This window comes from Companilactobacillus keshanensis (genome assembly GCF_003946205.1).
Lineage (GTDB): Bacteria > Bacillota > Bacilli > Lactobacillales > Lactobacillaceae > Companilactobacillus > Companilactobacillus keshanensis.
Map to the genome: position 1 here is coordinate 1 of NZ_RHOS01000012.1, position 12,459 is coordinate 12,459.

Annotated in this window: 17 protein-coding genes; 7 read left to right on the plus strand and 10 right to left on the minus strand. The window is 34.6% G+C overall.

What is annotated here, in order from left to right:
• Window positions 1–113: 113 nt before the first annotated feature.
• Window positions 114–1,217: a lactate oxidase gene (locus tag EKM64_RS07440; RefSeq protein ID WP_125677189.1), complete on the minus strand. Its 1,104-nt coding sequence runs from the start codon at window positions 1,215–1,217 to the stop codon at window positions 114–116.
• Between the two features lie 89 nt (window positions 1,218–1,306).
• Window positions 1,307–2,053 carry a TraX family protein gene (locus tag EKM64_RS07445; RefSeq protein ID WP_125677191.1) on the minus strand — a complete coding sequence of 249 codons (747 nt, stop codon included), beginning with the start codon at window positions 2,051–2,053 and terminating at the stop codon, window positions 1,307–1,309.
• Window positions 2,054–2,161: 108 nt separating this feature from the next.
• On the opposite strand from EKM64_RS07445, the gene EKM64_RS07450 reads away from it, so the two are divergent.
• The gene (locus EKM64_RS07450; RefSeq protein ID WP_125677193.1) at window positions 2,162–2,539 is read left to right on the plus strand and encodes a hypothetical protein; all 378 of its coding nucleotides are present in this window, start codon (window positions 2,162–2,164) and stop codon (window positions 2,537–2,539) included.
• Between the two features lie 30 nt (window positions 2,540–2,569).
• Here the strand turns inward: EKM64_RS07450 and EKM64_RS07455 are convergent, their stop codons facing one another.
• From EKM64_RS07455 to EKM64_RS07465, 3 genes are all read right to left on the minus strand, one after another.
• A complete protein-coding gene (locus EKM64_RS07455) occupies window positions 2,570–3,478 on the minus strand; it encodes an alpha/beta hydrolase (protein WP_225420980.1) in 909 nt (302 codons plus the stop codon).
• Window positions 3,479–3,598: 120 nt separating this feature from the next.
• Entirely contained in the window at window positions 3,599–4,330 is a 732-nt protein-coding gene (gene pnuC / locus EKM64_RS07460; RefSeq protein ID WP_125677197.1) for a nicotinamide riboside transporter PnuC, read from the minus strand.
• A 368-nt stretch (window positions 4,331–4,698) separates the two neighbouring features.
• Window positions 4,699–5,262 (minus strand): peroxiredoxin, encoded by a 564-nt coding sequence (locus tag EKM64_RS07465; RefSeq protein WP_125677199.1) that lies wholly within the window; start codon window positions 5,260–5,262, stop codon window positions 4,699–4,701.
• 109 nt (window positions 5,263–5,371) lie between these two features.
• Here EKM64_RS07465 and EKM64_RS07470 point away from each other — a divergent pair, with 109 nt between their 5' ends.
• From EKM64_RS07470 to EKM64_RS07480, 3 genes are read left to right on the plus strand one after another with little or no spacing between them, the layout of a single operon-like run.
• Window positions 5,372–6,028: an HD domain-containing protein gene (locus tag EKM64_RS07470; RefSeq protein WP_125677201.1), complete on the plus strand. Its 657-nt coding sequence runs from the start codon at window positions 5,372–5,374 to the stop codon at window positions 6,026–6,028.
• Between the two features lie 20 nt (window positions 6,029–6,048).
• Window positions 6,049–6,576, plus strand: coding sequence for a phosphatidylglycerophosphatase A family protein (locus EKM64_RS07475; RefSeq protein ID WP_225420981.1), 528 nt, complete (start codon window positions 6,049–6,051; stop codon window positions 6,574–6,576).
• A 53-nt stretch (window positions 6,577–6,629) separates the two neighbouring features.
• Window positions 6,630–6,944, plus strand: coding sequence for a DUF2568 domain-containing protein (locus EKM64_RS07480; protein ID WP_164505325.1), 315 nt, complete (start codon window positions 6,630–6,632; stop codon window positions 6,942–6,944).
• Between the two features lie 289 nt (window positions 6,945–7,233).
• Here the strand turns inward: EKM64_RS07480 and EKM64_RS07485 are convergent, their stop codons facing one another.
• Window positions 7,234–7,662, minus strand: coding sequence for a universal stress protein (locus EKM64_RS07485; protein ID WP_125677207.1), 429 nt, complete (start codon window positions 7,660–7,662; stop codon window positions 7,234–7,236).
• A gap of 145 nt (window positions 7,663–7,807) precedes the next feature.
• Between EKM64_RS07485 and EKM64_RS07490 the strand changes: the two genes are divergently transcribed.
• Window positions 7,808–8,377: a TMEM175 family protein gene (locus EKM64_RS07490; protein ID WP_125677209.1), complete on the plus strand. Its 570-nt coding sequence runs from the start codon at window positions 7,808–7,810 to the stop codon at window positions 8,375–8,377.
• Here EKM64_RS07490 and EKM64_RS07495 read toward each other — a convergent pair.
• Both EKM64_RS07495 and EKM64_RS07500 read right to left on the minus strand, forming a co-directional pair.
• A complete protein-coding gene (locus EKM64_RS07495; protein ID WP_125677211.1) occupies window positions 8,333–8,878 on the minus strand; it encodes an acyl-CoA thioesterase in 546 nt (181 codons plus the stop codon). The genes EKM64_RS07490 and EKM64_RS07495 overlap by 45 nt on opposite strands.
• A gap of 86 nt (window positions 8,879–8,964) precedes the next feature.
• Window positions 8,965–9,519 carry a M15 family metallopeptidase gene (locus tag EKM64_RS07500; protein WP_125677213.1) on the minus strand — a complete coding sequence of 185 codons (555 nt, stop codon included), beginning with the start codon at window positions 9,517–9,519 and terminating at the stop codon, window positions 8,965–8,967.
• Between the two features lie 136 nt (window positions 9,520–9,655).
• Here EKM64_RS07500 and EKM64_RS07505 point away from each other — a divergent pair, with 136 nt between their 5' ends.
• Window positions 9,656–10,111 carry a hypothetical protein gene (locus EKM64_RS07505; RefSeq protein ID WP_125677215.1) on the plus strand — a complete coding sequence of 152 codons (456 nt, stop codon included), beginning with the start codon at window positions 9,656–9,658 and terminating at the stop codon, window positions 10,109–10,111.
• 39 nt (window positions 10,112–10,150) lie between these two features.
• Here EKM64_RS07505 and EKM64_RS07510 read toward each other — a convergent pair whose 3' ends face one another.
• Complete coding sequence (locus EKM64_RS07510; RefSeq protein ID WP_125677217.1) at window positions 10,151–10,702, minus strand: TetR/AcrR family transcriptional regulator; 552 nt, start codon at window positions 10,700–10,702, stop codon at window positions 10,151–10,153.
• A gap of 74 nt (window positions 10,703–10,776) precedes the next feature.
• On the opposite strand from EKM64_RS07510, the gene EKM64_RS07515 reads away from it, so the two are divergent.
• Window positions 10,777–11,520, plus strand: a complete 744-nt coding sequence (locus EKM64_RS07515) for a sulfite exporter TauE/SafE family protein (protein WP_125677219.1) — start codon at window positions 10,777–10,779, stop codon at window positions 11,518–11,520.
• A gap of 42 nt (window positions 11,521–11,562) precedes the next feature.
• On the opposite strand, the gene EKM64_RS07520 is transcribed toward EKM64_RS07515, so the two are convergent.
• Entirely contained in the window at window positions 11,563–12,420 is an 858-nt protein-coding gene (locus EKM64_RS07520; protein WP_125677221.1) for an NAD(P)H-binding protein, read from the minus strand.
• Window positions 12,421–12,459: the final 39 nt, after the last annotated feature.

Consider the following 12,459-nt stretch of genomic DNA (forward strand, 5'->3'; position numbering starts at 1 on the left):
TCAAAAAACGCCTAATCACATTTAAGTGATTAGACGTAAAATTTCATAATCAACTCCAATTACTGGGGTTCATTGCACACTGCCTTTTTAATAGCTCATTATTTTACATTGAATTATTTGTGTAATAGTTTAGCATGCTTTACATCATCAATTGTCTTTGTTCCAGCCAATTGCATGATTGTTTTAAGTTCGTCATTTAAATGTTCAACAACTGAATAGACACCATCAGCACCACCCAGTGCTAATCCATAAATCATTGGTCTAGCAAGTGCAACTATATCGGCACCACTGGCCAAAGCCTTGAAGACATGTGATCCACGACGTACACCACTATCAAAGATAATTGGAACCTTATGATTAACGGCCTTAGCAACATCTGCCAAAACGTCAAACGATGCAGGTCCACCATTTAATTGACGGCCACCATGATTTGATACGTAGATTCCGTCAGTTCCACCACCGATTGCTAGTAAAGCATCTTCAGGACTTTGAATACCTTTAACGATAACGGGTAGTCCAGAAATGTCCTTAATACGTTGAATATCATCCGGTCTAATCTTTTGAGCAGCGGCCGCATAAATTTCACCGATACCTTTACCCTTACCATCGCCTTCACTAAATTTAGTCAAGTTAGCCATTGGAATTGGGAATTGGAAGTCATTAATAACATCAGATTCACGATAACCATCAACTGTAGCATCAGCTGTTAAAAGAATAGCTTTGGCTCCAGCCTTCTTGGCCTCATTTAATAGTTCCTTATTGAAATCCCAATCTTTACTCATATACAGTTGGAAGAATTGTGGTGAGCCGTTTCCGGCAGCAGCAGTATCAGCAATTGAAGTTGATGAATAGGTACTTTGACCCATCAAAGCTCCAGCCTTTGCCATACCTTTAGCAGTATCTTTTTCACCTTGTGAATGTGCCAATCCTTGTGCTGCAGCTGGTGACATCATAATTGGTGTCTCTAAATTGATTCCCAAAATACTTGTTTTTGTTTGAGGATCATCAATATCGCTTAAAACTCTAGGTACAATTTGTACATGATTAAAAGCTTCAGTATTTTCTTTTAAAGTCCAGTTATCCTCAGAACCACCACTAATGTAACCAAAACCGCCTGTTGGAATAATCTCTTCCGCACGTTTCTCTAAACTTGCTAAATTCAAAACGTCGATTTTTTCCTCACGATCACTTTGAATATATCCATTTATTTCTGTCATATGATTACCTCCCATTTAAGTACCAGATCAATTTAGCACTACTTGTATGGGCTTACAACTAATTATTCTCGTAAAACTTATAAAAATTATTAATTAACCACATAATTGGCTAAAAGATGTATTATCCACAAATGTGCCGGATAAAAAATATAGAATAAGTACTTAAATTTATGGCCCATTTTCCCCTGTTGACTATTGTAAAGATGCAGCATAGGGACAATTAAAATGAAGAACATGCTACTAGCATTCATAGCAATACCATCATAAATAGATAACGAATTACTAAGGTCCATTAACGGAATACTCATTGATAATTCTAAAATGGAAAAAAATATTGCCAGTATCAAATATGATAAATCACGTTGTCTAACATTTTCATAAGTTAAATTAGTAATAAACATAAAAGGCAGTAGTAAATAGCTACCCTCTAAAAGAGGTATGCATCCAATTAATAGTAAAGCAAATGAAATAAATTTATTACGACGATTATTAGAGTTCCAAAGTGCAACAATTACTGCTCCTAATGCTAAAGTAATAAAAATATTATCACCCAAAATTGACATCTGGTATTCAGGTTTTAAAAATTGGTTCAAAATAAAATTACCAATTCCCATAAAAATCCCCCAACCAGTTAATCTAAATAAATAATTACGTTTGCTATGAGTATATTGAAGTCCTTCTATGACCAAATATCCAAATCCAACCGCCACAACTCGTGTGATCAGGTGGAAAGTATCGGCCAAGTATGGTGAAATGAAGTAGGGTATATGATCTAATACCATCAGCAACATCAAGATAATTTTAAAAGCTTCCCTATTATATGTTAATTTATGCATGTATTTCTCCTATAAGTTGTTATAAACATTATTATGGATAGTAACAACAGAGTAAATAGACCTTGCAGATGTGTTCGGGTAGCTTACAAAAACGTAAGGAGAACTTATATGATAACTTTTAATCAATTCACCATCGCAATATCTTTAATAGTTATAGCAATAACTTTAATAATCGGCATTGTTTTATTATCAGCAACTACTTCCAAAATAAACAGGACCTTGAAATATAACAATCAGTTATTGGAATCTATTAATCGACCATTTTTGACTGTTTTCATAAATAAAAATACTTTAATGATTAAAAATACTGGTAAAACTCAGGCAATTCTTGATGATATATCTATTAATGATAATGAAATCAGTGTTCTTTCTGATATTTCAATCAATCCTAAACAGGTTATCTCTACTAGATTAGAAACTAGCGGAAAAATTGAGATCAAGTACCACAGTAAAATCAATTCATATCAGGAAAATATAGATCTATAAAACAAAAAAGTCGGCGATTGCCGGCTTTTTTTATTTGAAATAAGTTTGTGTAAAATCATCGACTCTACGTACATAATTATTTTTATCTGTATTATATGCTTTACCGTGTTCAGCACCCTTTACGATCCACAATTTCTTAGGTTCATTGGCATTCTTATAATTAATGTAGGCATTAGATACCGGTACGAAAGTATCTTTTGACCCATGAATGATAAAAATCGGTACGTGACTATTCCTCAGAGTTTTCTTAGTATCTGCCTGATAGAAATTATAACCAGCAAATATCTTAGAATAGATTGCAGCTGTTTGTACTAATGGAAAACTTGGTAGATTGAACATTTCTTTTAACTGATAATTTAGTTCTCCAGAAATAGTTGAATATCCACAGTCAGCAATTGCAAAATCTACATTTCTAGGGTGTTCTCCCAGTGTATACATAACCGTTGCGGCGCCCATACTGATTCCATACAATCCAATTTTAGATTTAGGATTTTTTTGATTCAAACGGTTGATCCACCCCATCATATCTTTTCGGTCCAACCATCCATAACCTGCGTATTCGCCTTGACTCATTCCAAACGATCGATTATCTGGCGCTAAAACATTATATCCGGATTGATGAAATATTTTAACAAATGAACCCATATACTTGCTAGCACTACCATATCCATGGACTACCACAACTGTTTTATCAGTCTTTTTTTCAGCTGGAAGATAGCGAGCCTTTAATTCTAATCCATCTTTAGACTTCTCTTTCCAGATAGACTGTTTCTGTGATGCAAACCATTTATTATTACCTTTAAGTTCAATATTAGCGTCCTTACTACTGTAATTACCTTTCTTAAAAGCAAAGTTAAACAGATAAGCTCCCCCAGCTAAATCAGCAACCAACAGCAGTCCTATAAGGACAACCAAAAATATCTTTAATCCCTTTTTCATAGCAATAGTCCTTTTTTCTCAATTTTAATTGATTTTAAACTAAAAAAGTCTATTAGTGAACAAAAAAATTCCACCTTTGCGTTAACAAAAATGGAATTATTTTAAATATTAATTTGTTTGTTATTCAAGTTTTTCTTCACTAACTGCAGCTGGTTTATGGAACCAGTGTGTATGTGAATCGAAGAAAGCAATCATATCATTCATAAAGTACATGATATATGTTAGGAACAATACAGGACTGGCATCACCTTGCATGGCGGTAACACCCCATAAAACAATTGACATAATACCTTGAGCCGTCCAGAAATAGTACTGTTCACGGAAACGAAGGGTACATAATAATGCACCAGTGAACCCAATAGCACTGGCAACAGAATCAATAATTGGTCTTGGACTAATGAAAATATTTGTATCCATCAAGTAGAGCAATCCCCATGATGCAAAGAAGAATAATGCCGTTAAGAGCCACTTGGGAGCCGTTAAACCATGAATATGTTTTTCAGCATCCTTGGCCCATTGTGGACTGATCAAAACAGGAATATCCAAAAGTACAATATAACTTGCTTGTAAAACAACATCAGCAAAATTCTTAGCATGAATAGCTACAATAATATAAATAAGAGCTGAAACAAGTCCTAAAACCCCATTTAAGGGTTTGGCGTTAGTAATCGCTACGGTACATGTGAATCCCAGTGTACCAGCGAACCAAGTTAGAATTGCAATAGTTGTAATACTGCTAGAAAGTGTTGAAGCAGTGATTGCTCCCAATCCAAACATCAAAAGCATATAACTCTTAAAACTCCAATGTTTCATTTGTTCGACATACCACTTGGGGCTGAAAATACTCGTCATAAATAAATCTTCTCCTCATTTTGAGAATGCCACAAAACATCCTCCCTCGAATTGGTGATTGGACCTCATTAATTAAGATGGTAAATCTAAAATAACTCGGTTCTTACAATCAAACGTCTGTTCACCTAATCAGACAACGATTAAAATAATACCACTAATACCCGTACCTAAATCAAGTCTTTTTACATAATTAATTTTATGATTATTTTAATGGTTTTGAATATACCTAGAGAGACAAGGAGTTATATAAAATTTATCAAGTTATAAATCTTTTGGATAAATAAATACCAGATAAAGTATGCTAAAATTTTAAGAGCACTATATCTAGAAATAAAAAAAGCCGGAACAAGTCCGACTTTTCAATTAATTTAAATTTTACCAACTAAGTCAGCACCAGGTTTAATAGTCTTTTCACCGGGATGCCAGTTAGCAGGACATACATTGTCACCATTTTCAGCAACAAATTGAGCCGCTTGAAGGGTTCTAAGGATCTCTTGTGCATTACGACCAATACCCATGGCATTAATAGTATATGACTTAATAATGCCTTCTGGATTGATTATGAAGACACCACGATATGCACGGCCACTATCTTCTTCTATCAAATCAAAGAAATCAGCTAATTCATGTTTTTGATCTGATAGCATTGGATATTCGATCTTACTAATTGTTTCAGTATTTTGAGCCCATGACATATGTGAGAACTCACTATCAACTGATACTGAATAAATTTCAGCATTATTATCTTTAAATTCTGAGTATGAACTTTCTAAATCTTCAAGTTCGGTTGGACAAACAAAAGAGAAATCAGCTGGATAGAAAAATAGGATCGACCATTTTCCTAAAAGATCATTCTTCTTATAATTTACTAGCTCACCTTTGTGATAAGCCTTAACATCAAAATCAGGTAGTTCTTTATTAATGTAATTCATTACTAGTCCTCCCAAATTCAATTAAGTTGTTACATGTATACTTTATCACTATTAATATTAAATATATTTCATGTTTGATAAGATATTTATATCAAAAAGGAGAAAACTTATGGAACTTCGTCAACAGATCCAAAAAATTCGTGAATTTGCATATGGAAAAATGCACAATGATGCTACAGGACATAACTTTGATCATATTGAGCGAGTCATAAAATCTGTCAATACGATTCTCTTGACGGAACAAGCCGACCACCTAATTACATATGGTGCTGCTTATCTACATGATGTTGCCGATGATAAATTGGTTGATGATCCAGATAAATTAGAACAAGAAATCGCTAATTTTTTGAAGAGTATCGAACTAACTGACCAACAAATCGATGAAATTCTCTATATAACGCACAATCTTTCCTTCAGCAAGACTCTAAGTCAAAATCCTCCTAAGTTGTCGTTGTCTGGACAAATTGTCCAAGATGCTGATCGCCTAGATGCCATCGGAGCTATTGGAATAATACGCGCAATTTACTATGGTGGCGTTAACGCTCAAGTCATTTATGACCCGAAAATGAAGCCCAGAACAAATATGGATAAAAAAGAATACCGTAATTTAAAAGATGAAACAATCATTAATCATTTTTATGAGAAATTAATCAAATTAAGAGCTATGATGAATACGGAAACTGCTAAAAAAATAGCTGATGGACGCCATGAATTCATGTTGCAATTTTTAGATGAATTCAAAGGCGAATGGAATGGAAAAAAATAGACCCGAGGGAGTATTTAATTTTGACATCATTCAAACAACAAGATACAGAATATTACAATCATATTGTTAGAAATCTCAAGGAACGTGGAGTTCATTTAAATGACATAGCTGAAATAGTCATCTTCCTAGAAAAGGACTACATTAATGGATTGGATGAGGCGCTATCGATCCATGCCATCAATAAGGTACTACATAAACGTGAAGCTCAAAATGCTATCATGACTGGGATTGAGCTAGATGTCCTAGCCGAAAAGGGACTATTGTCATCCCCTATGCAACGTATTATGGAAACTGACGAATCTACTTATGGGATCGATGAAAACATGGCCATCACGTTATCCAGTTTGTACGGATCAGTTTCGGTTACTAATTATGGTTATGTCGACAAGTTAAAACACGGTGTATTGGCCAAACTTAACGACAAATCAACTGGAAAGATCAATGTCTTTCTAGATGATCTTGTTGGAGCAATTGCTGCCGCGGCATGTGGCTGGTTAGCACACAATGAAGAAGCAGTTCAAAAATGGCTAAAAGATGAAACTAAATAGTATTGAAATGAACGTGGGACAAAAAATTGTCTATACCGATAATTCTTAAAGAAATGAACAACGTAATCCGTTTTTTAGTAGAAACGTCAAGTCTTGGCTTGCTCGTCGCTATTGGTCTTAGAAGCGGTAATATTGCTTTTAAAATAGGCATTGGGATCATCATTCCAGTAATCATCATTCTATTTTGGTCACATTACATGGCACCAATGTCCTCCGCCAGATTGACCGAATTAGCTCGTATTATTGCCGAAGTTCTTATTTTTGGCAGTACAACTTTCTTAATCTCTCTTTCCTTTGATTGGAAAGTTGCATTAACATATATTGTCATCGTTGTTCCCAACACAATCCTTGATCACGTCCTGACTTAAAGATTAATCCATCCCCCTAGCCCCACCAAGAATCCAATGCAAAAAAGTCCGGGGACAAAACTCTAGAATCTAAATAAGTAAGTGGTGTCAATTGCCTACCTGTGGCGATTGACACCACTTAATGAAAAACGTTTTAACTTCAGGTAAGTCTTTAAATCACCGAATATTGCCATCTCTGCTTGTAATTAAGCTTAAAAAAGGTAGTTCTGAGAAATCAACTGGTTTCTCAGAACTACCTTTTTGTGTGAGTCAGATGTTTTATCCTAGATTTTTTATATATAAGTTTTGGTCACGGTACCAACATAACTGGCAATTCAGAATTTTCCGAGACATATCTGGCAACTGAGCCCATAAATGTTTTTGTCATCATTCCTTTACCAGTCTTGCCCATAATAATCAGATCAGCATTAACACCGTCTGGAATAACTTTGGCTATCAGTGACTTAGGATCACCTTCTTTAGAAATAACTTGATAGAACATTTTTAAATTGATCAATTGTTGTTCTGCCATATTTAGAATTTGATTAGTTTGTTTATTAATATCATGAATCAAATCGGGCATATAATCTACACCAACATTTACGGGAATACTATCGACATTAGCAATTGAAGTAACAACAATTTTTGAGTCACACCTTTTGGCCATATCGATACTTATTTCTAATGCCCTAAATGATACTGGGCTTCCGTCTAAAGCTACTAGAATTTTCTTGAACATTGCTCTTACCTCCCACAATATTTCTCTTAATATCAGAGTATTAGATTCAAAATTTTTACTCAAGAAATTACTCAACCGTAACCAGTCAAGTTAGATGCATATAAACATTCTCAGTAGTAAAATTCTAATCACGAGGTAGAAATTAATGTTTAAAAACTCTAAAAGTCGGTTTGACAGTATTTCTGATGGAATATTCGCAGTCGTCCTCACAATTATGGTCTTAAATATCAAAGTCCCTCAATCAGTTTCTTCCAGCTCAATCAATCAATTGATCAAAGAAATTTTAATTTATCTAACCAGTGTAGGCGTTGTTTCGCAATACTGGTTCTTTCATCAGGAAATGTTTAATGCTGTCAAAAAAATTAAGAACCATATAATGATTCTTAATATGTGCTTTCTTACTACCGTTTCACTAATTCCTTTTGCCACTGCTTGGCTCAACGATAATTTATTCTCACGAATAACTGTTATTACCTTTGCATTAGTCTTAGCAGTTGCTAACTTCTTTCAATATTTAATGTTCAAACTTATTTTAAGTGACTGTCCACAGATAAATAAACATGATTTAGAAGAAAAAAGATCAGCATTGATTATGCTGATCGGTAGTTTTTTTTATTTGATTATTGGTGGCATATTTCCACCAGTTCTATTGATATTAGTTATCCTTAGTTTATTTATTCGTTCCAGCGTGGCCCATATTATTAGACACTTCTGACGACCAGGGGAAATCCAAACTTATATTCTGATTGAATTTTTCCTGAGTTAATAATTTCTTCATTCGTTCGGATTGGCGCTTTTCATATCCTTGGCAGACATACTTAGCTTCTGGATTATCCGGATGAATCAGTGGTAGGTTAATATCTTTATCAATTACTACAAAAGTTGAAAAACAAGTTAGTCCCAAAAATCTTTCACCTGTTTTCAGATGCTCGCCGATAATTTTAGTAAATACCTCAATTGAGCGACTTCCCACTCCTGAAACATACGATTCAGTACACATTGAGTCTTGCAACTTAAATGGCAAAATAAAGTTGACCTGATCAATCGAAGCAGTGACTGTTTCGATTCTAGCAACACGTGAGGCCGGGATCGAAGAATTATCATCGATCGTAGCCAGAATTCTTCCACCAAAAACTGTATTATGCTCGTTCAAATCTGATGAAAATACTCGATGATTACTAATGGATAACGTTCTTGAACAGTCAATTGAATTCATATATATTTTCCTTCACTCTTTAATCATTTTTTGTCTACCTTCGATTGTACTATGAATCAAAGAATTTTGACATTGTGAAAGATGATTTAATAATCATTGGGATTGGTACTGGCTGGCCCGTATGAATCCATTTCATTATCTCGATAGTCCCACCACTCGTTTTCATAACCAATAAATCCAGCTTTTTTCATAGCCGCATCAAGAATCTGATAATTTCTGTCATGAATTGCTGAACGTTTGGCATTTCTAAAGGCAGATGCTGTAAAATTGTCAAACTCCGTCTGCATGGGCAATTCATTACCTTCTAAATCACAAAGCGTTAAATCAAATGTAACACCTTTTTGATGTGAGAAATTGGGATTTGGTCTGGCAACAAATGATGGATCTGGATAAACCTCGAACAATCTCTCCTGTGCAGACACTGGCCGATAAGCATCCCATACCTTCAGCCGGTATCCCTTTTCTCTTAGATCAGCACTAGATTTAGCCAATTTCTCAGCCGTTCCAGTTCGAGCGACGGCGGTTGTAAAGTCATAGACAACTTGGCCTGTAAAATTATTTGTGGTCGCATATCTTAAGTCAACAATAATACTAGGATCTAGCGATTGAATATTGGTAAAACCTGATTTTGATTGTGACATTAGGGTACCCTCCATAAATGCGTATTAGTCTTAACTATACTAAGATATAATTTAGTTAGCATTTTTGATGCTCATGGTATTGTAACAGCATTGTAAGCGCTATAATTAAATCAACAGATTATCAGGGGGGATTTATATGAAAATTGCAAAATTAGTTGTCGGTATTATTCTTATCGTCTTATCACCATTTATCGTTTTCCAAAGTATTGCCGCACTGTTCGTTTCTACTGTTTCTAAAAACGGTTCGGCAAGTGGCCCTGCTGGAGTCTTAATGGCTTTCGCCTTTCTAGTCTCTGGCATAGTTTATATTGTCACACATAACAGCACTAAACTTGGCGGTGATATCGCTAATGCAATCATTCTAGTTTTATTCGGGGCCATTGCTATGTTTAGCGCTGGTAACACTTTTGGAGATCTGATAATTTGGATCTGGATCGGTTTCATTATCGGACTAGGATTTTTAATTTGGCATTATATTCTACATCTTTCTGCTAAGAAAAAAACACCTCAACGGCCAAATTACAATCAAAACAATTACTATCAATCAGAACCAACTAGAATGCAGACTAGATCAGCTAGACATCACAGATAAAAAAAGTTTCTGAGAAAAATTTTCTCGGAAACTTTTTTGTTATGACAATATTTTATATAAGTTCTCTTCAAAACTAATGGTATTTTTTATTAATGGATTATGAAACAAACCCACGCTTTCACTGACAACTTCACCAATGACCAAGCCTCGAATACCTCTAGTGATAGTCATTTGCTTAGCATTATCTTGAATAAATACATTCATGAATCTCTTCATCATTGAGTTGATTTCTATGATATATTTAAAATATTCCTTATTTGTCAAATCAGACGATTTAATTGCTAACAACGACAGGGAAAGATTCTCAAGACCAAATTCACGCATGACCTTCGCCATTTTGACCAGGCCCTCTTTTCCACTGTAACCTAAACACTCATCCTTCAAAGTTTCAGTTAATGACTTAAGATAATCTTGTGTAATAGCGGAATTTAGTTCATATCTATTTTTGAAATAAAAATATAGAGCCTGCGTTTTACAATCCAATTTTTTGGCTATATTTGAAAAAGTAGCCGCATCAGCATTTCCGTTTAAGATTAAATCCTTTGCGGTTTGAATAATTTTTTCAGCAGATAAATCACGTTTTTGTGTCATTTACTACACTCCTTACTTTACATTTTACACCTTGTAAATTATAATTACTAGTTGTAAACAAGGAGATGTCGAACATGACTTATATATCTTTAGTTATCATCGGTTTTTTAATCGGTGTATTAGTTCTTTCAACTGGTGGTGGCGGTGCTGCCATGTATCTAGGTGTATTGACCACTTTTTTTCATCTGAGTACGCCGGTTGCCGTCGCCACTTCAATTTTTACAGCCTTTCCATCATTAGTAGTTGGTGCAATTGGACACTATCGCAATCACAATATTCGTTTCAAAATTGGTAATAGAATGTTGATATCTGCTGTTCCAGCGACTATTATTGGTTCCCTTCTATCTCCTTATATTCCAAAGAAAATCTATACTTGGATCGTAGCTGTTATTTTCATTTTACTTGGAATACAGATTTTTATTCAAATATTTTCGCCAAATAAGAGTAAAAAACATTCTAAGTATGACAATCTAAAAGCAACTATGTTTGGAATCATCAGTGGTCTGATGGTCGGAGTCGCTGGATTAAGTGGTGGTGGCCCTATTTTGGCAGGACTACTACTGCTGAATCTCGATATGGTCAGAGCCGTCGCCACTTCGGCCTACATTCTAGTCGGGACCAGTGGCGTCGGTTTAATTTTCCATTTAAACAATAATATCAATTGGTCAATTGGGTTTAGTTTGATGGTTGGAGCAATTCTTGGAGCCTTAGTAGCACCAAAATTGTTAGCCAAAGTTGATCCCATTAAATTTACAACTTATGTTAAACCAGCACTTGCCGTTTTGATTATCTTTATGGGTATTAAAATGGTAATTTAATAAAAAAAACACAGGACATATTTTTTATGTCTTGTGTTTTTTTTATTTGAGTTCTTTTTTTAGGAATTCTTGAAGATCAGTTGCAGGATGACCCATAATTTCTTGGTAGTCATCTGATACTACATTTAATAATCCCATGGAACCTGCTTGATACATTGATCCTAACATGTGGCCTTCGCCATTTTGATTATACATATCAGAAAATTCTTGCAACGTTACTGGTTGATAACCAATTTTGTGACCTGACACATATGTTAAAACCTGTGCCAATTCTGGCATAGTATAATTTCTTGACTGCGTCAAAGTATATATTTTCCCGTTTTTACGTAATTTATCCGAAGTGGCAACTTTGGCAAAAGCTTGTGCACTATCTTCCAAACTGATAAAAGTTAAGGCTTCTTTACCAATTGGATAAATCACATTTTTACGCTCGATCAACTCTGGCAAATATGGAATCAATGGATCAGCATAGAGTGAATTTTTAATAATCGTAAAATTTAAATCTGATTCTGCCAAGCGACGTGGCAAATATCCATAAAAAGCTGATAAATCAAAAGGATTGTTCTCCTGATCAGCAATAAATCCCATCGCTAAAATATGTCCAACATGAGCTTTTTCAGCTGCATTGATAACATTTTCTAATTCTGTTACACGACTGAAACTGTCATGACTTTTGCTGGGAACATATACGAATACATCTTTATTGGTTAATGATTCAATCATTATATTTTCATTCAAGTAGTCTATAGGTAAAACTTCTAACCCCTGATCAGCCAAATTTTTGGCCTTACTTACGGTATGAACACCAACACTTATCTCTGAGTTAGGCACAAGCTTTTGAACTTCTTTTAAAATTTTTGATCCTAAATGACCTGTCGCGCCAGTAATAATATATTTCATATTTATCCACTCCTTTAATTCAACATTGACATGTTACTT